Consider the following 22,063-nt stretch of genomic DNA (forward strand, 5'->3'; position numbering starts at 1 on the left):
CATGTTGTTCGGCCGGAGCCGGGAGCTGCAACGGATCGACCGCTTGGTCGCGGACCTGGTGGACGGAGTTCCGGGCCACCTGGTGATTCGTGGCGAGGTCGGCTCCGGCAAGTCCGTGCTGCTGGACCACGCCGCCGGCTGCGGTGGCGACGACGTACAGGTGCTTCGCGGGTACGGCGTACAGAGCGAGGCCGAGCTGCCCTTCGCCGGCCTCTACCAGCTCCTCCGCCCGCTGCTCGATCGCGTCGACGATCTGCCGGAGCCGCAGGCACTGGCGCTGCGTGGTGCCTTCGGTGTGATCCCCTCCGGCGAGGTGGACCGGATGCTGGTGGGACTCGGTGCGCTGACCCTGTTCTCCGAGGCCGTGGAAGAGCGTCCGCTGCTCTGCCTGATCGACGATGCTCAGTGGCTGGACGAACCATCGGCCGACACGCTGCGGTTCGTCGCAGGTCGGCTGGTGGCCGAGCGGATCGGGCTGCTGTTCGCCGTTCGGGATCAGGAGACGGTCTGGTTTCCGGCCGCGCCGGAGGTCAGGCTGGCCGGTCTCGACAGCGCCGCCGCGACCGCACTGCTGGCGCAGCGTCATCCCGACTTGACCGGCGACGTGATCCGGCGCGTGATCGAGGAGACCTCGGCGAACCCGCTGGCGCTGACGGAGATCCCGGGGGCATTGTCTCCAGCACAGCGAGCTGGGATCGAGCCACTTGCCGGGCCGCTGCCGTTGCCCGAGCGGCTGCAGGCGATCTATCAGGGCCAATTGCACAAGCTGCCTGAGTCGACCAGGGCAATCCTCCTCCTCAGTGCGGCGGAGGAGAGTTGTAACCTCGCGGTCGTACTGCGAGCGGCCCGCCGGTGCGGCCTGGACCCGGCATCCCTTCAGCCGGCTGAGGCTGCCGGTTTGGTACGGACCGAGGATGCTGTCAGCGGCCGGCGGATCGTGTTCCGCCATCCATTGCTGCGCGCGGCGGTCTACAACGCAGCCAGGGTGAGCGAACGGATCGATGCGCATCGCAGGCTTGCGGGCGTGCTGGACCCGGAACTCGAGCCAGATCGGCGGGCCTGGCATCTTGCGGCGACCGTCACCGGCCCTGATGAGCGGATTGCGGCGGAGCTCGACCGCTGCGCGCAGCGGGCCTTGCAGCGTGGCGGGCCGGGCACCGCGTCCACTGCCTTCGAGAAGGCAGCCTGGTTGACCGAATCGACGAGCGAGCGCGCGAGCCGCCTGTCCGCGGCGGCACAGGCCGCGAACCTCGCCGGGCAGCCCGGCCGCGCCGAACGACTCGTGGTCCAGTCGGACCGGCTGTCCACAGATCCGCTGCTGCGGGCTCGCAACCGCCGGGTCAGCGCGAGCATCAGCTTCGACAGCGGCTCGTCCCTGACGACGCACACGCTGCTGCTGACGGATATCGGCGAGATCGCCGCTGCGGACCCCGAACTCGCAGCCCTGCTGCTGGTCGACGCGGTGCGGAATGCCTGGTTCGCCAACGACCGCGGCTGGTCGCGGGAGGCCATCCGAGAGCTGCATACCCTGCACCTTCCGGCCGGCAGCCCGACGCGGCCGGCCGTGCGCGTGGTGCTCGAGTTGTCGGATCGACTCGAGGTACTGACTGGAGCCGAGCCGCTTGGCCTCCCAGCGTCGTACGACGCAGCTGCCGAGAGCCGCTCACCGGCGGAGTTGGTGCTGCAAGCGGCCGCCGACCTGTCGCTGGCCGATGACGACGCGGCGCTCGTCGCGGCCGAAACCGCGGTGCGAGTCTGCCGGACGACCGGTCAGCTCGGCCTGCTCGTCCTGTCACTGCAGATCCTGGCCACTGTCGAGCTGCTGACCGGTCGCTATCGCTATGCCCGGGCGAACGCGACCGAAGGCCTCGAGCTGTCGACCGTGCTCGGACAGCAGAACCGGACCTGCCACTTCGAGGCGCTGCTCGCCTGGCTGGAAGCGGTGACCGGCGATGCAGAACGCTGTCGGCACTTGGCGACCCAGGCGCTGGGCCACGCCGAGGTGCACCGGGTGGCGCCGGTGGTGGCGATCGGCCGGTGGGCGCTGTGCCTGTGCGATCTCGGTCGCGGCCGGCCCGAGGAAGCGCTGGAGTTGCCGATCTTCCAGGAAACCAGGACGGCCGAGCACCCGTTGATCTCGGTTCGGCAGACGCCGGACCTGATCGAGGCAGCGGCGCGCACCGATCGTCGTGAGGACGTGCTCGACCGGCTGGCCCGGCTCAGCGCGTGGGCGACCGACAGCGGCCGGCGCGCCGCTCGTGCGGTCGAGCTGCGCTGCCGCGCGCTCCTGGCCGACGACGACACGACCACGGGCAAGCTGTACCAACAGGCGCTGGAGATGCACGACGCAGCGACCCGCGGGGGTCAGCCCAGACCGTTCGACCGAGCACGAACCCAACTCCTGTACGGCGAATGGCTGCGACGGCAACGACGTCCGGCCGAGGCCAGGATCCCGTTGCGGGCCGCTGCCAATACGTTCGACCAGCTCGGTGCGATGCCGTGGAGCGATCGAGCCGCGAGCGAGCTCAGGGCGGCGGGGGTCACCGGCCGTACGCTGCGAGCTCCGCTGCTCGACAGTCTCACCCCACAGGAAGTGCAGGTCGTCCGGTTGGCTCGGCAGGGGGCGAACAACCGGGAGATCGGCGCGCAGCTCTTCCTGAGCCCTCGCACGGTCGCCTACCACCTTCAGAAGGTCTACCGGAAGCTGTCGATCCGGTCCCGGATCGAACTCACCCACCTGCCTCTCGACACGCCGCCGGGCGACTGAGGACCAGTCATCCGGCAGATGCCTCCGAGCGACCGGATCCCTAGCGTCTCAACCATGCGGAGAAGCCCAGAACAGCCGGCGACGACAGAAGTCCGGTCCCTGAAGTTCGGCGTCGAAACCCCTACCTGCCTGGCCGGGATGATGTATCCAACGCCGTTCGCGACTGCTCAAGACGTGATCCGGGTGGCGTTGGAGGCAGAGCAGCTCGGGTACTACGACGTCGGCGGCAACGATCACCTGAGCACCATGCGCTTCATCCGGGAGGCATGGACGGAGCCGCCGGACTTCTACGAGCCGTTGATCACCTTGTCGAACATCGCCGCCAGGACGTCGGTGATCCGGCTCACCACCGGAATCCTGGTGCTGCCGATGCGTGATCCGGTCCTGCTCGCGAAGCAGGTCGCCACGCTCGACCAGCTCAGCAACGGCCGGGTGATCCTCGGGGTCGCGGTCGGCGGGTATCGCGACGAGTTCGAGGGCGTTGTCCCCGACCTCGCCGATGCCTCGCGGGCCGTGGTGGCCGCGGAGGGCATCGAAGCGCTCCGGGGCTTGTGGAACGACCGGCGCTTCTCGTACGCCGGCAAGTATCGGCGCTTCGACGACGTGGAGTCGTATCCGAAGCCGGTGCAGAACCCGTTGCCGATCTACTCCGGCGGCAACGTGGAGGGCTCGCTGCGCCGCGCGGGCGAACTGTGCGATGGCTGGCTTCCGGCGAAGGTCGGCCCGGACAAGATTCGCGCCGGGCGGGAGAAGGTCGCGGCGTACGCCCGCGCGGCCGGACGTGACCCGTCGGAGATCGTCACCGCGCTGCAGTCGGTCGTCTGCCTGGGCGACACCCGGGATCAAGTTCGCGAGCGGTTCGAACGGTCCGCGTTCGACCTGTTCCGCAGGTCGCTCGGTACGACGATGACCAAAGGGATGAGCCTGGACGCCTACTTCGACGCGAACCTGATCGGTACGCCGGACGAGGTGTGCGCCAAGGTCGAGGCCTACCGCGAGGCCGGGCTGGAGCATTTCTGCGCGACCCTGTTCGTCGGCACCACGGTCGACGAACTGATCGACCAGATGCGCCTCTTCGCCCGGGACGTGATGCCCGCCTTCCAGTCCACCCAGCCGAAGTAGACGTCCTTGCCTTGGCCGGGGTTACGGGACGACTGGTGGTTCACAGCGGGGCGTGAAGTTCGACCACCGTACCGTGCGGGTGGTTCGGTGTGACCTCGATTGATCCGCCGACGGCAGTGGCGCGGTCCTCGAGGTTCTGGAGTCCGCTTCGCCGGCCGGCCGCGGAGATGCCGATGCCATTGTCGGCGACCCGAAGTGTCACGCCCTGGCCCGTCACGATCAGGTCGACTCTGACGTCGGAGGCCTGGGCGTGGCGTACGACGTTCGACAGCGATTCCCGCAGCGTCGCAAGGATCTGGGGCCGGGCGTCGTCCGGTATGGCGGTGTCGATCGGGCCGGTGCAGGTGAGGTGTGGACGGAAGCCGAGCGGTTGGGTGTAGTCGTTGACCAGTGCGTAGACGTCGGCGCGCAACGAGCTCCGGTCGGGCTGGTGGTGAAGTTCGAAGATCGCGCCGCGCAGGTCATGGATGGTGGAGTCGATGTCCTCGACCGCGCGGCTGATCCGTTGCTGGGCGTCGGGACCGACCAGCCGGTGCATGCCCTGCAGTTGCAGACCGGTGGCGAAGAGCCGCTGAATGACCAGGTCGTGCAGGTCCCGCGCGATGCGGTCGCGGTCCTCCAGGACGGCGAGCGTCGACTGATCGCGCTGGGCCTGTTTGCGGTCGAGGGCCAGAGTGACCTGGTTGGCGAACATCCGCACCAGGTCGGTGCCCGGCGTCACCCCCAGCACCGCGCCCTGGGCGGCTGCGACGGCGAGGAGACCACCGGTGCTGTGGCTGCCTGGTGGGAGGGGCGCGAGGATGGTGCGGCCGACCAGTTCGAGCTCCGGTACCTCCGTCAGCAGACCGGCCTCTTTCGCCAGCTCGGCGACGTCTTCGATCACGACCTGCTCATCACCCTGGAGCGCGTCGGCCAACAGCGGCAGGTTCGCCGGGAAGCGGTGGCCGATGTAGCGCTGGAAGTCCGGTGGAGAATCGACGGCCTGGACGACCAGATCATCGCCATCGACCAGCAGGATCACCCCCACCAGCGAGCGAGACACCTCGCGAGCGCGGCTCGCGATCAGCTGCAGCGCCTCCTGGGGGTCGAAGTCGTCCAGCATCAGCTGGGTGATCTCGGCGGTCACCTCGTGCCAGCGGCGTCGGCGTTCGGTGTCGGCGTACAGGCGGGCATTGTCGATCACCACTCCGGCCGCCGCGGCCAGTGCCGTCACCGCGTGTTCGTCGTCGTCGGTGAAGTCGGCGCCTTCGGCCTTCTCCGTCAGGTAGAGGTTGCCGAAGATGCGATCCCCGCTCCGGATCGGTACACCGAGAAAGCTCTTCATCGGCGGATGATTGGCGGGGAATCCATAGGACTGCGGATGCTCGGACAGGTCGTCCAGCCGCAGTGCCTCGGGATGTTCGATCAGCAGTCCGAGAATCCCGTGCCCTTCCGGGTAGGGGCCGATCTCGGCGATCTGGTCCGCGGCGATGCCGCGGGTGATGAACCGCGAGAGTCGTTCGCCGTCACGCCGCACGACGCCGAGCGCACCGTAGCGGGCGCCGACCAGCTCACAGGCCGCGGCGACGATCCGGTCCAGCGTGCTGTTCAGATCCAGATCCGCACCGATCCCCACGACAGCGTCGAGCAACGCGCGCAGGCGCTCCTGGGAGGCCACGATCTCGTCGACCCGGACCAGAAGTTCCTGGAGCAATGCGTCGAGCCGCACCCGGGACAACCCGGTGAACTCCAGGGCGCCTTCGTCCCACGTATGCCGACCGCCGGCCACCGGGTGGGTCATGTACCCACACTACGTAGACCGTCAATCCCCGCGAGTCGCTCGCAGCGGCCGGAGCCCGGTCGAACATGCCGTCCGGCCCCTGCGCCGAGGGCCGGACGACTCTGCGCTGCGCGCTCCTGACGGAACAGGCTCTAGATAGCCGGGAGGAGGCAGGATGAACAGCTGGACACGGACCGGACCAGTCGTGGTCGAGGTCGACGGCAGCAGCGATGGGCTGCGCGTAGTCGACTACGCCGCTCAGGACGCGCTTCATGCCGGCGCCGACCTGGTCCTCGTCGCGCCGTTCTACAACTACGGCACCTACCCGCCGATGACGCCTCCGCATCAGCAGGCATCGCCTTCGGAGGACGCGGCGGCGGCGCTGCGGGATGCGGCCGACCAGGTGAGGCGCCGGTACGGCCGAGACCTGGTGATCAAGAACATTGCGATGGAAGGGTCGCGCCTCAAGGTCCTGCGAACGGCCGCTCGCGAGGCCCGGGTCCTGGTGGTCGGGCGAGACCACGACAACGGACCGGCCGCACTGATCTCCGCGCAGGGCAACCTCGCCCTGGCCGGACATTTGCGGTGCCCGGTGATCGTGGTCCCGACCCCTTGGAAGTCGAATCCGGCCGAGCACAGCATCGCTGTGGGGATCGACGGCACACCGTTGTCGCTGGCGGCCGTCGAGTTCGCCTTCCGGACCGCCGCGGACCGCCGCGCCGGGCTGACGGTGGTCCACTCCCACCACCTGCCCTATCGACTGCCGCCCGACGACGCCTGGACGGAGCGTGCCGGCCTGACGGTCGCCGAGACGCTGGCCGGATGGGACGAGGAGTTCCCGCAGGTGAAGGTCACCCGCCTCCTCACGACCCGGCCGGTCGTGGCCGCGCTGGCCAGGGAGAGTGAGCACGCCGCCCTGATCATCGTCGGCGCGCACGCCGGTCCGCTGCCCATCGGCGATCCCGTCGCCCGCCGGACCATCGCGGAGCTGCCCTGCCCGGTCGCCATCGTGGCCCACCACGTCACATCGGCCGAGCGCGACCAGCAGCGCCGGGAGATCCCCGGCCGGCTCGACACCTTCGCTCCGATCACCTGAGAGACACGCGCCGTCCGCGGGGGACAGTCGGAGTTCACTCGCCGGTGAGTGGGGCGCCCGGGTCCTTGCCGCGGAAGTAGACGTCGTCGCCGAAGGTGGCGGGGACCTTGCCGAGCGACTGGATGATTGCCTTGAACATCTCGCACCATCCTTGGCCTCTGCTTGACCAGATGCCCGGCGGCGCGGATTGGTTACGGGAGCGTGTGACCGGCGGCGGTGAACAAGCGGTACCACTCCTCGCGAGTGAGGTCGACGGTCGCGCCCGCGGCGGCTTCGCGGAGGCGGGCGGGGTTCGTGGTGCCGACGACGATCTGCATGCGGGCCGGGTGGCGGGCGATCCAGGCGACGGCGATCGCGGTGGGTGTGGTGCCATGGTCGTGGGCGAGTTGGTCGAGGGCGTCGTTGAGGTCGGGGTAGTTCTCCCGGTCGCCGAGGAACACCCCACCGGGCGGCGGCTTCTGGAGGGATCCCCAGGTCTGGATGGTGATGTCCTTCAGCCGGCTGTAGTCGAGGACGCCGAGATCGCGGTCGGCGGACTGGTCGAGGCCGGTGATGTTGGCGGCCAGGCCCTGCGCGACGAGCGCGGCGTTCGCCACGCTGAACTGCAGCTGGTTGACGACGAGTGGTTGCCGGACCGACCTGGCCAGCAGCTCCAGCTGCGCGGGCGTGTGGTTCGAGACGCCGAACGCCGCGACCTTGCCGCCGGCGTGGAGTTCGTCGAACGCGGCGGCGACCTCGTCCGGTTCGACCAGGGTGTCCGGGCGGTGGATCAGCAACAGGTCCAGGTAGTCGGTCCGCAGCGCGGCCAGGGACTGCTCGACGCTCGACACGATGTGCTCGCGGGACGAGTCGAAGAAGCCGGCCCGGATGCCCACCTTGGACTGGATGGTCACCTGGTCCCGCTCCGAATTCGGGACCGGCTGGGCCTCGCCGTACCGCTGTTCGCAGCCGTGCGGGCCGCCGTAGATGTCCGCGTGATCGAACATCGTCACCCCGGCGTCCCGCGCCGCGCCGACGAGCTCGCGGATCTCGCCGTCGCTGAGCTTCTTGATCCGCATCAGCCCCAGCACAACCCGCGACACGACCATTCCGGCCCCGGTCAACTCGACGGTCTCCACTACTGCCTCCTGGTGAGATCGATACCAGGACTGTCTACCAGCCGCGGGCCCGCCAGGCTTCGAGGTGGGGACGTTCGGCGGCGACGGTGGTGTCGGAGCCGTGGCCGGGATGGACCGCCGTGTCGGGCGGCAGCTCGAGCAGACGCTGGACCGAGGCGATGATCGCGGTGAAGTCGGACAGCGGCCATTGGGGACCGGTCAGGCCGGGGCCGCCGGGGAAGAGGGTGTCGCCGCTGAGTAGGTGACCGGGAAGGCTGAGACACAGGCTGCCCGGGGTGTGGCCGGGAGTGTGCAGCAGTTCGACCGTCAACGGACCCACGGAGAGCCGGCTGCTGTAGTGATCGAGCTGACCACTCCAGAGTGGCAGGTCCGGGGACGGTCGCGGGAGGTTGCCGCTAGCAACGAAATCGGGTGTCGCGGTGCCGGCGTCCAGGTGGCCGTGCTCGGCGAGGTAGTCGAGCTCGGCCGCCCAGACCTGGGCTTCGTCCGGGTGACCGACGATCGGTACGCCGAACTCCCCGGCCAGCGCGGCGACGGCGAGGACGTGGTCAGCATGGGCATGGGTGATCACGATGCCGGTCACGTCGAGATCGGACACCGCCGCGGCGATCCGGCGCGGTTCGTCACCGGGATCGACGATCAGCGCCTCGCGGCCGCCGAGTGGTCTCACCACCCAGCAATTGGTGTCGAGGTAGCCCACCACGATGCGCCGAAGCTCCACCTCGTTGGCCTCGTCGATCACGCAACCTGCTTCAGCAACCGGTCGGCCCAGCCGGGATCGTTGTCCTGGGCAACGGGATAGCCGGACGCCCACGGCCCGACCCAATGCACCGTGATGCCGGGGTTGTGGACACCGCTCCCGTCCGGCAGGAACAGGTGCGGACTTCCTTGTACGGCGTCCGTCACGGCGACCGCGTGGTCGGCCATGACCGCGGACCGGGCCCGACCGTCGTCGAGAGCCGCGCCCAGCGCAACACCGTCGACCGCGTCCACCTCGGCGGCGACGTCGAGGATGACCTGGCGATGCCCGATCGACCGCGACTCCAGCCAGAACGCCCGGCGCAGCGCGTGGTCGAGATCCTCCGACTGCCGCAGCCCCTGCTCCCTGGCCGCGTGCACGGCCTCGGCGGCGAGCAACACTGTCGAAGGATACGTCCAGTCCGGCTTCGTCCACAGCCGGAACCCTGCCTCCGGCTCCAACTGGCCAAGGCCGACCGCCTCGCTGTCGGTGCCCGGCCGCGAATGCGGTCCGTTGAACAGCTCCAGCGCGAACGTGTGATGGTCGAGCCGCACCTGATCATCGAGCCCGAGCCGCGCCCGCGCCGCCCGAAGCCGATGAATCGCGACATGGGCGAACGGGCAGAGCAGGTCCGACCAGACCTGGATCGTCCCCGGTGCGGCGGTCGTCGCGGTCATTCGTCCTCCTCGTGGTCGGCTCCCGCCGGGTTGCTGGTGAACCGCTCCGGCCTGAGCAGAACCGCCGTACGGCGATCTGCCGCCATGGCGCGGTCGTATTCGTCGAGATCCGGGTGGTTGCCGCCGGCGGCGTGGTAGATGTCACGCAACAACAACCGCAACTGCTGCGCGTCGATGCCCGGCAGCGCGTCGTCCGGTCCGGCGAGCTCGACCGGTCCGGTGACCCCGACCCACTCCCAGCCCGCGCGAAACACCAACGTGGCTTGCGGGTCGCGGCGCAGATTGGCGAGCTTCGCCGTCCGTCCGCGCGCGACGAACGCGACAACCCGCTCGCCGGTGAGCGGATGCTCCAGCACCCCGGCGTTCACCACCGAGGTGGCCGGCTCACCAGAGCGGCGACGGGTGACGAGCACGGCCAGCCAGTGATCCTGCCGGCCGAGCTCGGAAACAAGGTCGAGCCCTCGATCCATGTCCATACCCAGGACGTTACCGGACCGTGGTCCGTTTTATCAAGGCGAGGGCCTCACCGTGCCGAGGCGCTGCCAGAAGTCCTGCTCCAGGTCGGCGATGTCGCTCATCGGGCGGATCGCCGCCGTCAGCAGGTCCGCGGGGTCGCCGGCCTGCGCCGCCAGCGAGAACGCCGCGGCGACCTCCTCCCAGCGGTCGCCGATTGCGGTCAGCTCGGTGCCCAGCACGGCCAGCCGCGGCTCGCTGGTGATCGCGGCCGCCTCGGCGAGGAAGCGCGCGTACAGATAGCGGAAGATGCCGCCGCCGGTACCGCCGCGTCGGTCGATGAACATCGCGGTACTGAAGCACGTACGGCGCAGTGCGTCGGGCGCGAGTACGCCGGGCCAGCGCATGGTCTCGCGGATCGCCTTCCGGATCCCGGGCACGCCGAAGTTCGCGATCGGCGGCGACAGCATCCCGCGGCAGACCTCGTCGATCGCCGCCGCGATCTCGGCCGGCGCCGGGTCCCGCGCACCGGCGAAGTCGAAGGTGTACCAGGAGTGCCGCGGCGGGAACGGCTTGAACTCCGAGCCGCGCGCCTTCTCGAGCACGTCCCAGTCGACCGGGTGCAACTCCTGATCGCGGTCGGCGACGAGCACCTGGCCGGTCTCCGGGTCGTAGCCGGCCACCACCACGACATGTCCGCCGAAGTGGTAGCCCGCGGGCAGGTCGAAGTACGGCAGGAAGCCCATGTCCAGGTACACGAGGACCGGTTCGCCCGCGTCGAGAAGCTCCCGCAGCTTGGTCTCGGCGACCCGTGGACTCGTCGTGGCGTGGGACTCCACGAGGACTCCGGTGCGCCGGCCGGCGGTCTTCTCCAGCCCTTCCTCTCGAGGGCTCGCGTGGTTGGCGCGGCCGCCGTAGAAGGGATCGGTGTCCTTGAAGTGGAAGTAGACGAAACCGAGCCCACGGCCGAGCCCGAGCAGCATCTCCTCGGAGATCGGATGGCCATGGTGGTCGTAGATGTGCTTCAGCGACCCGGTCACACAATGCTGGGTCGGGTAGGTCGCGAACGCGGGAAATGGCCGCAGCGTCTGCGTCATCGGCGTATCCCTCCTCACCGTGGTCCCGCTCACGATCGTGCTCCGGCGGCACGGCGCGGCCCAGGGCCGTAGGTCCCGTGACCAAAGGCCACATCGCGCCTGCCCTCGATCCGCTCAGGCCGATTTACACTTCGAGACAGGAGTGTGAACGACGATGCCTGTGGTCTCGAGCTGGGAACCCTTCACGCCGCCGGCCGGCCGGCGCCGGCGCGAGTTGCTGGGCTGGCTCACGTACGCGCGGGTGGTCGCGCCGCCGGTGCCGGCCGTCGACCCGCACGAGTCCGAGCAGGTGCCGGTGCTGACGGTGCCCGGATTCCTTGCCGGTGACTGGTCGATGATTCCGCTCGCCCGGCAGTTGCGCCGGGCCGGACACGCCACCTTCGGCAGCGGGCTCGTGCTCAACTGCGGATGCACCGAGATGCTGGTGGACCTGCTCGAGCGACGTCTCGAGGAGGTGGCCGACGAGTCCGGCCGGCCGGTCGCGCTGGTCGGACAGAGCCGGGGCGGCACCCTCGCCCGGATGCTGGCTGTCCGCCGGCCCGACCTCGTGGCCGGCCTGATCACCTTGGCGTCTCCGCTGCTGCATCAGTTGCCGACGACCCGATCCCTGATCGCGCAGGTCGATCTGATCGCCCGGCTCAACGTCTGCGCGTGGCCCTGGGTCCTCTCGGCCGACTGCCTGACCGGCGGGTGCGCCGAGCGGACGTCGGCGCTGCTCACGTCGCCCTGGCCCGCGTCGTTGCCCTTCGTGTCGGTGTACTCCCGCGAGGATGCGGTGGTGGACTGGCGGGCGTGCCTGGACCCGGCGGCCGAGCAGGTCGAGGTTCGCAGTACTCACAACGGGATGGGGACCGATCCCGTCGTTCACTACGTCGTGGCGGGGACGTTGGCGAAGTTGCGGCCGGTCAGTCGTCCACCTGCTTGAGCAGGACGGCCAGTTCCTCCGCCATCCAGTCCGCGATGCGTTGGACGTCCGGCACCTGATCGCGATCGGCGACGATGCCCGCGGTGAGCTCGCCGTGGTAACTCATCACCGTGATGTTCAGGCCGAGACCGTCGGTGATCCCGGCCAGCGGAACCATCGACTCCACCCGGGCGCCGGCGAAGTACAGCTGGTCGGGTGGTCCGGGGACGTTCGAGATGTTCACGTTCATCGCCGGCGTGAGCGGTGCCCAGGTGTTCAGGCCGGTGAGCAGTTGCGCGGTCAGCCCGACCAGCACCGGCGACACCAGCCGGATCGTGTCGGCCAGCGTATCCGGGGCGGTTGCACGGTGATCACGCAATGCGGTGAGCATGGCCTGATGCGCGGCGTTCACCCGGCCGTCCGGCTCGGGTTCGTCGGTGGGGATCCGGACCACGACCGCGCTGAGCTGGTTGCCGTACGAGCTCGGGCCGGATCCGCGCAGCGATACCGGCACGACGGCGGTCAGTGGATCCGCGGGTAGTTCGTCGTGTTCCAGCAGCCAGCGACGCAGGGCGCCTGCCGCGATCGCCATGACGACGTCGTTGACGCTCACTGTGAAGCGGTTCTTGACCCGCTTGACGTCATTCAGCGTCATGGTGGCGAGGCCGATCCGACGGTGCGGGGACACCCGCCGGTTGAACGACGTCCGCGGTGCCCCGAAGATCGGTTGCTCCTCCAGGCCGGTCAGGACTCCCGGGAGATCCGCCCAGGCCCGCAACGGCTGGCGGACGAGGTCCACCAAGCCATGGATCAGCATCGCCGTGGTGTTCGGCGGCGGTGAGGTGACGACCTGCTCCGCACCCGGTGGCAGGTCGGGATGCGGGACCGGATCGGTCAGGATGGAGAGGATCTGCGCTCCGGTCCGGCCGTCGGCAGCGGCGTGGTGAACCTTTGTCAGCACGGCCGCACGGCCGTGCGCGAGTCCTTGGATCAGGTACATCTCCCAGAGCGGGCGCGACCGGTCCAGCTGGCGCGAGAAGATCCGCGCGACCTGCTCTCGCAGTTGTGCCTCGTCACCCGGTGGCGGCAGTGCGATCTCCCGGACGTGGAAGTCGAGGTCGACGCCGGTCTCGGCCCAGTAGGGACGGTCGAGGCCGAGCGGCACCCTGACCAGTCGCCAGCGGAACGGCGCGATCAGGTGCAGCCGATCGCGCACCATGGCACGCACCATCCCAACCGTCAGCCGGCCGTCGGGCAGCGCGCTGGGATCGACGGTGACCAGCGCCGCGGTGTGCGTCGTCACCCGGCTGTTCTCCGCGGCCAGGTACATCGCACCCAGGTCGTCAACCTGACGCATGGCCGGACTCCTGTCGTACGGCGTCCTCCGGCGCGCCGAAGTGGTGGAACGGGTCTTCCAGCACGCAGCGCAGCCAGTCCGCGGACCGGGCGGCGTACAGGCCGTCCTCGATCCGCTCGTCGAAGGTCCAGCGCAATGGCAGCACATCGCGGACCCGGACGGCACCGTCGTCCTCGGCCACCGGGGTCGGCCGGATCCGGCCGACGACCAGGAACAGCGGGCAGTTCCCGTGCTCGTACAGGTGGTGGTAGGCGGCGTCGGTCTTCAGGCTGCCCAGGTTGGACACCACCGCCGACGAGTACATCGGGTCCGAGCGGGTCAGCCCGCTCGGCAGGGCGCCGCGGGCATCGAGCCAGTGGAACAGGCTGACGGCGACGTCCAGCACCGGAGTCGGCAGCGCCAGGAACAGTTTGAGTTCCTTGTCGACGTCGGAGCCGTTGCCCGACCGCGCGCCGGCGACCGCGTCGGTCAGTCCGCGCACCATCGCGGCCAGGCTCTCGTCCGGCTCGAACCGCCGCTTCAGCATCTCCAGCGGAGCGTCGTCGGTCATCGCCCGCTTCGCGCCGAACGACAGGTAGACACCATCGCGATCGTAGAGCCGTCGCCTGGCGACGAACCTGTTCATCCGCGGGCGCGCGTGCAGCATCCGGGCCACGGCGTGCAGCACCAGCAGGAAGACGCTCAGCCGCGGCCCACCGGCGGCGTTCCAGCGCCGGACCCATTCCTCGGCCGCGGTGCAGTCGACGGCCTGCTCGAAGTACACCGTGGACTCGGTCCGGCCGCGCATGATGAACGGCATGATGGCCCGTTCGTCGGGGACGTCAGCGACCAGCCGTCCGTCCCGGCGCGGCAGTCTGGCCCGCAGCTCCATGGTGTCCTCCCTCGGTCTCGATCCTGAACACCTGGGACGTGCCCGAGTAGGGCCGAAGGGCCTGTCCGTGGCAGCGGATCCGGTACTCGCCGGCCGGAGCGTCAACGGGCACCGTCCACGTGACAACGGCCACCTGACCGGTCCGGTCGCGACGCCACCGGAACGTGGTCGACCAGTCGCCGTCGTCGGCGACCCGTCGCCAGCGGGCCCGGTCACGCCGTAGCACTTCGAGGTAGGTGCCGTTGCGGCGCAGGTCGTTGTTCGGGTACGCCGCGGCGAAGGCTGCCGTCACCAGATCGCCCGGGCGGTAGCGCCGTCGTGGTTCGACGAGAACGTCGCCGAACTGATGACCCGGCGGGGGCACGTCGGGCGGGATCCGGGGCCGGGCCTCCCGCTGCCGATGGCTCAGATCCGGCTCGGGGTCGCCGTACGGCGCTGGGACACCTTCCCGCATCGCAGTAGCCAGACCGGCGGCGACCTGTTGTAGACCGGGCAACGTCCAGCGCCCGAACAAGGTGCTGCCGCCCTCGTACTGCTGGGTGTCGTACTCCTCCGGCGTGGTCACGTAGTGCAGGTAGCCGTTGCTGTAGCCGGCGACCAGCACGTCGGCGGGATCGGCGCCGACGATGGCGGCGACGGTACGACGCAGGCGCAGGCCGGCGACCACCGTCACCTCGGCCGGGATGCCGATCAGGTACAGCGGCCCGATCCGCAGCAACTGGATCGGCCCGCGCCGGGCGACGTACGGTCCGAGCAGGTCGAGGGCACGGCCGCCGACCACCATGCCCTTCGGCGCCTGGACGTCACGAAGCCGGGGAGCGCAGGTGTAGACGAGCTTGGAAAGCCCGTCCCAGAAGGGATTCCGGCCTTCCTGGAAGCCGCCGAACGCCGGGCCGTCCTCATGACTTCCGGCCAGTGCGGCCGCGCCGCCGACCGGGTTGCCGGTGCGGTGCTCGCGCCCGTCGCCGGAGAACTCGGGCCGGACCACGAGGGTGCCGAGGTCGACATGGGTGAGCCGATGGTCGATTCCTCCGGTCACGGTCCGGCCGGGGCAGGTCATCAGTGCCGCGGCGGCCTCGTACTGCCGGAGGCCGATCAGCCGGGTGTTCTCGACCTCGTCCGCGGTCGGACCGTGGCCGGGGCGCAGGTCGAGGTTCGGCGTCAGGTCGCCGGCGTTGGTCTGGGCGAAGGCCGCGACGAAGTCGCCCGGCCGGCGGTCGGTGTACTCGACACCGGTCACCAGCCGTTCCCAGTGGTAGGCGGCGTACCCCTTGTTGTCGCCGCTGATCAGGGTGTTGGCGTTGGTCATGCTGGTGTTGTGGACCCCGAACCAGTTGATCGCCGCGACCGGCTCGCCGCCGCGCTCCATCCGCAGCAGCGTGGTCCGTGGGTCGATCCCGTCCGGGAACAGCGCCCGCTCCGCCGCCGGGTTGTTGTCAAAGGCAACTTTTGATCGGTTGGCGCTGGCGTCCCGCAGTTCGCCGTGCGCGAGGGTGAGGGTGGCCGGCGCCAGATCGTCGTGGGCCAGCCCGGCCGCCTCGGTGATCCCGTCGACGATCGCGGCGAAGGTCTTCGGCCGGAAGCCGCCGGTGTTCGAGTGGTACAGCCGGTGATGCGAGTAGCCGCCGGGTCCGCTGTGCGTGTGAGTCGCGGTGATCATGGTGTTGTGCTCGGTGTAGAGATCGCCGTACCGCTCGGACAGCCGGCGGAGCACCGCACGATGGATGCTGTCGAAGATCATCGGCAGGTCATTGACGACGAGCAGCACCCGGCGGCCGCTCGCCGGATGCACGATGACGAAGGCGCGCGACCGCAGTCGCAGCTGGATCCCGTCACTGCGCTGCCAGGACTTGCCGTACCCGAGCATGCCCGCCCCGGCCGGCTCACCGGTGATGTCCGCGATGCCACGGCCGGCCAGGTACTCGATCGCGGTCACCTCAACGCGCCAGGTAGCCGCCGTCGATGCTCAGCTCCAGGCCGGTGACGAAGGACGCGTCGTCACTGGCCAGGTACGCCACGCCCGCGGCGATCTCGTCCGGCCGACCGAGCCGGCCCATCGGCGTCAACTGGACCATCGTGTCCCAGAACGGCGTGTTCCGGGCCGTGTCGAGAATCGGGGTGTCGATGAACCCGGGATGGATCGAGTTGACCCGGATTCCGTCCGCGGCCCAGTGCAGGGCGGCGTTCTTGGTCAGCGTCCGGACCGCACCCTTGGCCGCGTGGTAGGCCGGCGAGGTGCCGAAGCCACCGCTGACGCCGAAGATCGAACTGATGTTGATCACCGACGCGTGACCGGATGCCTTCAGGTACGGCGCAGCCGTCCGCATCCCCAGAAAGACGCCAGTCTGGTCGATGTCGATGGTGTGCTGCCAGTCCTTCAGCGTGGTCTCCTCGATGGTGGCCAGGTCGCCGATACCGGCGTTGTTGACGAGGATGTCGATCCCGCCGAACTCCGCCGCGGCCCGGTTGCAGGCGTTCTCCCAGTCGACCTCGCTCGCGACGTCGTGCCGGACGAACACCGCGCGTGCTCCGGAGTCGCGCAGCGCCTCCGCCACGGCCTCGCCCGCCTCCACGGCGATGTCCGTCAGCAGTACTGCGGCTCCCTCCGCGGCCAGCCGCCAGACCGTCGCCTTCCCGATTCCGCTTGCTGCGCCGGTCACCAGTGCCACTCGATCGTCAAGCCTGCCCATGACTGACCTCCTCCGCCGAGGGCCTGCCGTAGCCCATCGCTTCCACTCTTCGGGGCGGTGCGGGCGACCGGCAGGGCCGGAGGTCTGGTCGGAGCCGGGCCGATAGACCCGTCAGCGTGGCCAGAGCACAGGCTGGATGGCGGGGTCGCTGTAGTCGGGGTCGGGGTTGTGGCGGACGAAGGTGTCGTTCGGGTGACTCGAGCCGGGGCGCCAGTGGTTGTCGGTGGGCTGGAGGTGGATGGCGAGCGAGCGGCGCGGCGCCGTACCTCGGTTGGCGGAGCTGCCGTGGACGGTGCGGCAGTGGTGGAAGCTGACCTGGCCGCGGCGCATACGGGGTACGACGGGAGTCGGGTCGAAGCCTTGGGCGACGATCGAGGCCTCGAGCCCGGCCGCGTCCTGGGAGAAGAAGTCCAGGCCGGTGATGTCCCAGCGGTGGCTGCCGGGCAGGAACGAAACGGAGCCGTTGACCTCGTCCACGTCATGGAAGCCGACCCACGCGGTGAGCATGTCGTCCGACGTACAGGACTGCCAGTACTGCCGATCGGTATGCCACCCCACGCGGGCCGAGCCGCCGACCGGCTTCCGGAGTAGCTGGTCGTGCCACAGCCGGATCCCGTCCGCACCGGACAACGCGGCCGCGGTCGCGCCGATCGCGGGGTGCCGGACCAGCGCCGCCAGCTCGTCGACCCGGAGCGAGGCGTAGTCGTTCTTCCGCAGTACGTCGCCGTCGGACGGCTGCCAGCCACGAGTCGCCGGCAGGTCCGCAAGGGCGTGGTCGTGGTCGCCGGCGTAGAAGCGCTCCATCCCGCGCTCGGCCGCGTCGAGCACCTCGGGCGGCACGATCACCGGCGAGATCCAGTAGCCGTGGTCACGGTAGAAGGCGATGTCTTCGGGTCTTGGAAGCATGCGAGAACCGTAGATAGCCGACCGGCCGGAAGCGTTGCCGTTGTTCAGGCGACTGGACACAATCTTCAGGTGTCCTTGTCCCGGCCGAGCGGCCTGCGCGCCGGATTCCACGCCGATGTGCAGGACGCGGTCAGCGGCCTCGTACACGCCGGCGAGCAGTGGGTCCCCGAGCAGTTCCTGATCGAGCCGCACGACCATCCGGTCTGGGAGATCTACCTGCAACTGCACGGCATCACACACTGGGTGGCCGGCGCCGAGAGCTATGTCCTCCAGCCCGGCCACCTGTTCGCCGTACCGCCCAACCTCGAGCATCACCTGGCCGGGCGCTCCGGCAACCACCACTTCTATTTCGCCGCCATCGACCTCGAACCCGTCGTACGACGCCAACCGGCGCTGGCGATGTCGTGGCCGAAGACCGTGGTGCACCGGGAGGCGGGAGAGCTCGCGTATGCCTTCGCGCAACTGGTCCGCGAGCTCACCACGCGCTACGAGTACGCCGACGCCGGCCTGGCTCTCGCGGTCGACCAGCTCGTGCTTGCGGTCGCACGGTCGATGACGCCGACCGCCGTACCGCAGCTCGCGATGCATCCTGCGGTGCGGACCGTCAAACGGCTACTGGATCAGGAGTTCCACGAGCGGTGGACACTGCGGCAGTTGGCGGATCGCGTCGGCCTCGCGCCGTCGTACCTGGCCGAACTGTTCGTCGACCAGCTTGGTCAGCCCCCGCACCGTTACCTCAACGAGCGCCGGATCGACCGCGCGCGGCAACTCCTCGAAACCAGTGACGTGACCATCACGGCACTCGCCCTCAGCCTGGGTTTCAGCTCCAGCCAGCACTTCGCCCGCGTCTTTCGTCAACTGGCCGGCGTCACCCCAACCGGCTACCGCTCCTCGTCCGCGGCCGGGGGCAGGGTCGGGTAGTCGAGGATCGGGTAGAGGCCAACGGTGAAGCCGTACGTCGTGTCGCCGGACCGCGGCAGCTTGTCGAAGTGGTGGATCAGGCGGTCGACCTCGCACCAGAACTCGGCCGCCCGCTCCTCCGGGATCCGTGCGTGCCGGATGAACGAGTACATCTGGCCCGCGTCGTACGCCGGTTTGGACTCCTCGGCCGCGACCTCGAAGTCGTTGAAGTCGTGCGGCAGTTCCCCGCCCTGGCGGCCGAGACCGATGTAGAACATCCGCGCGGCCCGGCCGTAGAACCGCTCCTCGATCGCCCGGACGCGACGGGTCCGGACGACGCGCAGGATGCCGGCGTCGGTCAGCACCTTCACGTGGTGCGCGACCGTGCTCTTCGGGCGTTTGACCGCGGTGGCCAGCTCGGTCACGGTCGCGGCCCGCTCGTGCAGCAGGCCGAGGATCGTCGTCCGCAACGGGTCGCTGATCGCCCGCACCTGCTCCGCGGTGGTCAGCTCGATGGTGTCTGCCAGCTCGTAATCCGGCACCGGGCTGTTGATCGGCATGATCCGAATAGACTAGCATCGCGGATTGTTCGAGATATTTGGATCATTGGAGCTGACGATGGCCGAGGTCGTGCTGTACCACCACGCGCAGGGGCTCACCGACGGGGTGAAGTCGTTCGCCGAGGAGCTGCGCCAAGCGGGTCACACCGTCCACCTGCCTGACATGTACGAAGGGCATACGTACGCGACGCTGGACGAAGGCCTGGAGTATGCGAGGACAACGGGGTTCGGGGTCGTCAACGAGCGCGGCGTCCAGGCCGCCCAGGACCTCGGCGACCGGCTCGTCTACGCCGGCTTCTCGCTCGGCGTGATGGCGGCCCAGCAGCTTGCGCAGACCCGCCCCGGGGCGACCGGAGCGCTGTTCTTCTACTCGTGCCTGCCGGCGGAGGAGTTCGGTGGGTGGCCGGCGGGCGTCCCGGTCCAGGTGCACGGCATGGACGAGGATCCGCTCTTCACCGAAGAAGGCGGTGACCTGGACGCCGCCCGTGCCCTGGTCGCGTCCACCGACGAGGCCGAGCTGTTCCTCTACCCCGGCAAGGAGCACCTGTTCGCCGACTCGTCACTGCCCGGGTACGACGAGGCCGCGGCGAGGCTGCTGACCAGCCGGACGCTCGCGTTCCTCGACCCGATTCGCTGACGACTGCCTGACAGACAGCAACCGCCCACACCGTGACGGTGTGGGCGGCCGGGTTCCTCAGAGGGCGTGGAGTTTGGGGAACGGGGCGAGGATGCGCATGAGCTTCCCGGCACCGAAGTCGACGACTACCGCGTAGCCGCCGTCGACCGAGGTGATCCGGCCCAGGCCTTCCTTGTCGTGGGACACTCGCTGGCCGACCTCGAAAACCTTGACCGGGTCGGGCACGCGGGGTTTGAACGGGCTCGTGGACAGGTGACGACGCGTCGTCGCGCGGAAGGAATCCATAGCACCTTCAGTATGCGCCACCTGGCCGCCGGGAATCTTCACGATCAGGAAACTCTCGCGTCGGCGGTCCCCGCCGGTACCGCTTCACCGGTCTGGACCGGTTGCCGGGAGAACTGATCAACTGTAGGCGTTGAGGTTCCGGTCGGCCCACTCGCGGAAAGTTCGCGCGGGCCGGCCGGTCAACTCCTGCACCGCACTCGTGACGAGGTCGGACCGCGGCCGGTTCTCGGCGCTGTCGATGAGCGCCTCCACGAGCGCCGGCGGGCGACCGTCCGCGAGCAGTTGCGCCCGGGCGTCGTCGAACGGGGTCGGAGCGAAGGTGAGTTCGCGGCCCAGCGCCGTACCGAGGATGCGCACTTGGTCGGCGCGGCTGAGGACCTCCGGGCCGGTCAGTGTGTGCGTGGCGCCTGGCTGGGCCTCGCGCAGGACGCGTACGGCGACTGCCGCGATGTCGGCGGGATCGATCACCGCGGTCGCGGCGCTGTCCGGGCCGCGGACGACGCCACCACTATGGAGTTGCGCGGCCCAGCCGAGTGCGTTCGACGCGAACGTGTCGGCCCGCAGGATCGTCCACTCGAGACCGGTCGCCTGGACGGCTGCTTCGAGGTCGGCGTGCAGTCGCGTGATCGGGTCGGTGTCGCGGCCGAATCGCACGGCCGACGAGGACAGGTAGATCACGCGGCGCGCATGCCGGGCGATCACGTCGAGGGTCTCGCCCGCGCCGTCGGGGGTGAGGAACGGCCAGACCAGGAAGACTGTGTCGACGCCGTCGAGTGCTGTGGTCAGGGTCTCCGGCCGGGCGAGGTCGGCGCCGGTGCTCCGGAGGAGTGCTCGGGCTTCACCCGGGTTCAGCTGGGTCATCACAGCTCGGCCGACGTTCCCGGTCGCACCCGTCACGAGGATCATCTTCTGGACAACCCCGGGTGCGGCCGGGCTATTCCGCATAGGTTCGGTGCATGCGGGAGTTCAGGATCGAGGTGCCGGACGAAGCTCTGGTGGACCTGGCCGAGCGGCTGGGACGGATTCGTTGGCCGGGGCAACTACCTGGGGGCGGGTGGGATCGCGGGGTGCCGGTCGACTATCTCCGCCAGGTCGTGGAGCGGTGGAAGGCGTACGACTGGCGGCGGTGGGAGGCGCGGCTGAACGCGTATCCGCAGCACACGACGCGGATCGACGGGCAGACGATTCACTTCCTGCACGTGCGATCGCCGCAGGCCGACGCGTTCCCGTTGATCCTCACCCACGGTTGGCCGGGTTCGATCGCGGAGTTTCTGCCGATCCTCGGCCCGCTTACCGATCCAGCGTCGTACGGCGGGGATCCGCGGGACGCCTTCCACATCGTGGCGCCGTCCGTGCCCGGGCATGGGTTCTCGATACCACTCGAGTCGACAGGCTGGAATCACGACCGGATCGCGCGGGCGTGGGCCGAGCTGATGGCGCGACTTGGGTACGAGCGGTACGGCGCGCAAGGTGGGGACACCGGGTCAGTCGTGTCACCGCTGGTCGGGCAGGTCGATCCAACGCATGTCGTCGGTGTGCATATCAACGGGGGACTGGCCTATCCGGCGCTCGAGCCTGGTGATGTCGAGCAGTTGAACGACGCCGAGCGCGCGCGGCTGGCGGCGGCCGAGCAGCTGCGTGCGGTCGGGACGGGATACGCGGAGTTGCAAGGCACCCGGCCGCAGACGGTGTCGTTCGGGTTGAGTGATTCGCCGGTCGGGCAGTTGGCCTGGATCGTGGAGAAGTTCTGGGAGTGGACGGATCCGGCGTACGCGCTGCCCGAGGACGCGGTCGAGCTCGACCATCTGGTGACGGATGTCTCCATCTACTGGTTCACCAACACGAGCGCGTCATCGGCCAACCTGTACTACGAGAATCGCGCCGCGGCCGACGACCTCAGGCCGGGTGTGCCGACCGGGGTGGCGGTGTTCCCGACGGATCCCGCGATCCGCCGGGTGCTAGATCGCCGGCACCGGATCGTCCACTGGTCGGAGTTCAGCCGGGGCGGGCATTTCGCCGCGCTCGAGGCGCCGGACCTTCTCGTCGACGACATCCGCGCGTTCTTCCGGCTGGTCCGGTAGGCGGGCCGGGGCAACGAAGTTGACCAGCGTGCCGTCGCGCTCCG

The 22,063-nt window shown here is 69.4% G+C and carries 21 protein-coding genes; 7 read left to right on the forward strand and 14 right to left on the reverse strand.

Annotation, left to right across the window (positions count from 1 at the left end; translation table 11 throughout):
- The first annotated feature begins 1 nt into the window (after position 1).
- Both OG558_RS18640 and OG558_RS18645 read left to right on the forward strand, forming a co-directional pair.
- Positions 2 to 2,767 (forward strand): AAA family ATPase, encoded by a 2,766-nt coding sequence (locus OG558_RS18640; protein ID WP_405071385.1) that lies wholly within the window; start codon positions 2 to 4, stop codon positions 2,765 to 2,767.
- A gap of 54 nt (positions 2,768 to 2,821) precedes the next feature.
- A complete protein-coding gene (locus OG558_RS18645; protein WP_405071386.1) occupies positions 2,822 to 3,889 on the forward strand; it encodes an LLM class flavin-dependent oxidoreductase in 1,068 nt (355 codons plus the stop codon).
- 40 nt (positions 3,890 to 3,929) lie between these two features.
- Here the strand turns inward: OG558_RS18645 and OG558_RS18650 are convergent, their stop codons facing one another.
- A complete protein-coding gene (locus OG558_RS18650) occupies positions 3,930 to 5,669 on the reverse strand; it encodes a GAF domain-containing protein (protein WP_405071387.1) in 1,740 nt (579 codons plus the stop codon).
- A 154-nt stretch (positions 5,670 to 5,823) separates the two neighbouring features.
- Here OG558_RS18650 and OG558_RS18655 point away from each other — a divergent pair, with 154 nt between their 5' ends.
- Positions 5,824 to 6,744, forward strand: a complete 921-nt coding sequence (locus OG558_RS18655) for a universal stress protein (RefSeq protein WP_405071388.1) — start codon at positions 5,824 to 5,826, stop codon at positions 6,742 to 6,744.
- Positions 6,745 to 6,935: 191 nt separating this feature from the next.
- Here the strand turns inward: OG558_RS18655 and OG558_RS18660 are convergent, their stop codons facing one another.
- The 5 genes from OG558_RS18660 to OG558_RS18680 are packed head-to-tail and all read right to left on the reverse strand — an operon-like array spanning position 6,936 to position 10,828.
- Positions 6,936 to 7,862: an aldo/keto reductase family oxidoreductase gene (locus OG558_RS18660; RefSeq protein WP_405071389.1), complete on the reverse strand. Its 927-nt coding sequence runs from the start codon at positions 7,860 to 7,862 to the stop codon at positions 6,936 to 6,938.
- 34 nt (positions 7,863 to 7,896) lie between these two features.
- Entirely contained in the window at positions 7,897 to 8,604 is a 708-nt protein-coding gene (locus OG558_RS18665) for an MBL fold metallo-hydrolase (RefSeq protein ID WP_405071390.1), read from the reverse strand.
- Positions 8,601 to 9,278: a DsbA family protein gene (locus OG558_RS18670; protein ID WP_405071391.1), complete on the reverse strand. Its 678-nt coding sequence runs from the start codon at positions 9,276 to 9,278 to the stop codon at positions 8,601 to 8,603. The genes OG558_RS18665 and OG558_RS18670 overlap by 4 nt, the downstream gene beginning before the upstream one ends.
- Positions 9,275 to 9,754, reverse strand: coding sequence for a TIGR03618 family F420-dependent PPOX class oxidoreductase (locus tag OG558_RS18675; protein ID WP_405071392.1), 480 nt, complete (start codon positions 9,752 to 9,754; stop codon positions 9,275 to 9,277). Before OG558_RS18675 ends, OG558_RS18670 begins: the two co-directional genes overlap by 4 nt.
- A 33-nt stretch (positions 9,755 to 9,787) precedes the next feature.
- Positions 9,788 to 10,828: a BtrH N-terminal domain-containing protein gene (locus OG558_RS18680; RefSeq protein ID WP_405071393.1), complete on the reverse strand. Its 1,041-nt coding sequence runs from the start codon at positions 10,826 to 10,828 to the stop codon at positions 9,788 to 9,790.
- A gap of 154 nt (positions 10,829 to 10,982) precedes the next feature.
- Here OG558_RS18680 and OG558_RS18685 point away from each other — a divergent pair, with 154 nt between their 5' ends.
- Complete coding sequence (locus tag OG558_RS18685) at positions 10,983 to 11,753, forward strand: esterase/lipase family protein (protein ID WP_405071394.1); 771 nt, start codon at positions 10,983 to 10,985, stop codon at positions 11,751 to 11,753.
- On the opposite strand, the gene OG558_RS18690 is transcribed toward OG558_RS18685, so the two are convergent.
- From OG558_RS18690 to OG558_RS18710, 5 genes are all read right to left on the reverse strand, one after another.
- On the reverse strand, positions 11,734 to 13,089 hold the full coding sequence (locus OG558_RS18690) for a WS/DGAT/MGAT family O-acyltransferase (RefSeq protein WP_405071395.1): 1,356 nt from the start codon (positions 13,087 to 13,089) through the stop codon (positions 11,734 to 11,736). The two genes, OG558_RS18685 and OG558_RS18690, sit on opposite strands and share 20 nt — an antisense overlap.
- Positions 13,076 to 13,960, reverse strand: a complete 885-nt coding sequence (locus tag OG558_RS18695) for a 2-oxo acid dehydrogenase subunit E2 (RefSeq protein ID WP_405071396.1) — start codon at positions 13,958 to 13,960, stop codon at positions 13,076 to 13,078. The genes OG558_RS18690 and OG558_RS18695 overlap by 14 nt, the downstream gene beginning before the upstream one ends.
- The gene (locus OG558_RS18700; protein WP_405071397.1) at positions 13,911 to 15,896 is read right to left on the reverse strand and encodes a neutral/alkaline non-lysosomal ceramidase N-terminal domain-containing protein; all 1,986 of its coding nucleotides are present in this window, start codon (positions 15,894 to 15,896) and stop codon (positions 13,911 to 13,913) included. Before OG558_RS18700 ends, OG558_RS18695 begins: the two co-directional genes overlap by 50 nt.
- A 1-nt stretch (position 15,897) precedes the next feature.
- On the reverse strand, positions 15,898 to 16,650 hold the full coding sequence (locus OG558_RS18705) for an SDR family NAD(P)-dependent oxidoreductase (protein ID WP_405071398.1): 753 nt from the start codon (positions 16,648 to 16,650) through the stop codon (positions 15,898 to 15,900).
- A gap of 111 nt (positions 16,651 to 16,761) precedes the next feature.
- On the reverse strand, positions 16,762 to 17,556 hold the full coding sequence (locus OG558_RS18710; protein ID WP_405071399.1) for a phytanoyl-CoA dioxygenase family protein: 795 nt from the start codon (positions 17,554 to 17,556) through the stop codon (positions 16,762 to 16,764).
- A gap of 69 nt (positions 17,557 to 17,625) precedes the next feature.
- On the opposite strand from OG558_RS18710, the gene OG558_RS18715 reads away from it, so the two are divergent.
- A complete protein-coding gene (locus OG558_RS18715) occupies positions 17,626 to 18,477 on the forward strand; it encodes a helix-turn-helix domain-containing protein (protein WP_405071400.1) in 852 nt (283 codons plus the stop codon).
- Here OG558_RS18715 and OG558_RS18720 read toward each other — a convergent pair.
- Positions 18,438 to 19,016 (reverse strand): ArsR/SmtB family transcription factor, encoded by a 579-nt coding sequence (locus OG558_RS18720; RefSeq protein ID WP_405071401.1) that lies wholly within the window; start codon positions 19,014 to 19,016, stop codon positions 18,438 to 18,440. The genes OG558_RS18715 and OG558_RS18720 overlap by 40 nt on opposite strands.
- Positions 19,017 to 19,041: 25 nt before the next feature.
- On the opposite strand from OG558_RS18720, the gene OG558_RS18725 reads away from it, so the two are divergent.
- On the forward strand, positions 19,042 to 19,653 hold the full coding sequence (locus OG558_RS18725; protein ID WP_405071402.1) for a dienelactone hydrolase family protein: 612 nt from the start codon (positions 19,042 to 19,044) through the stop codon (positions 19,651 to 19,653).
- Between the two features lie 57 nt (positions 19,654 to 19,710).
- On the opposite strand, the gene OG558_RS18730 is transcribed toward OG558_RS18725, so the two are convergent.
- Entirely contained in the window at positions 19,711 to 19,938 is a 228-nt protein-coding gene (locus tag OG558_RS18730) for a hypothetical protein (RefSeq protein ID WP_328523693.1), read from the reverse strand.
- A 117-nt stretch (positions 19,939 to 20,055) separates the two neighbouring features.
- Positions 20,056 to 20,844, reverse strand: coding sequence for an NAD(P)H-binding protein (locus OG558_RS18735; protein ID WP_405071403.1), 789 nt, complete (start codon positions 20,842 to 20,844; stop codon positions 20,056 to 20,058).
- Positions 20,845 to 20,894: 50 nt separating this feature from the next.
- On the opposite strand from OG558_RS18735, the gene OG558_RS18740 reads away from it, so the two are divergent.
- A complete protein-coding gene (locus OG558_RS18740) occupies positions 20,895 to 22,019 on the forward strand; it encodes an epoxide hydrolase family protein (protein WP_405071404.1) in 1,125 nt (374 codons plus the stop codon).
- Positions 22,020 to 22,063 lie beyond the last annotated feature (44 nt).

It is taken from the genome of Kribbella sp. NBC_01510, from assembly GCF_045040325.1.
Lineage (GTDB): Bacteria > Actinomycetota > Actinomycetes > Propionibacteriales > Kribbellaceae > Kribbella.